General features: G+C 35.7%; 1 pseudogene. It reads left to right on the forward strand.

What is annotated here, in order from left to right:
• A pseudogene (locus C1G53_RS09580) lies at positions 1–259 on the forward strand (glycoside hydrolase family 31 protein); the annotation flags it as partial.
• Positions 260–305: the final 46 nt, after the last annotated feature.

Consider the following 305-nt stretch of genomic DNA (forward strand, 5'->3'; position numbering starts at 1 on the left):
TCCAAATGATTCAATGGCATGGGATGTGGATAACACTTATATGTTGGGAGACTCTATTTTAGTAGCCCCTATTGTAGACTATCAACTCAGAGAAAGGATAGTTTATTTACCTGATGATAGAGAGTGGGTGCATCTGTTTAGTGAAAAGGAGTATCAAGGCGGTAGTTCTTACCTAATTCAAGCTCCTCTTGATGAGATTCCAGTATTTATTGTAAAAAATAAGTGGAGAGAAATTTCTACATATTTAGGCTCAATATAAGACTTTTATAACTAGTGGGGATGTATAAATGGTCGGTATGGAAGAT

The organism is Streptococcus suis (assembly GCF_002960445.1).
Lineage (GTDB): Bacteria > Bacillota > Bacilli > Lactobacillales > Streptococcaceae > Streptococcus > Streptococcus hyiners.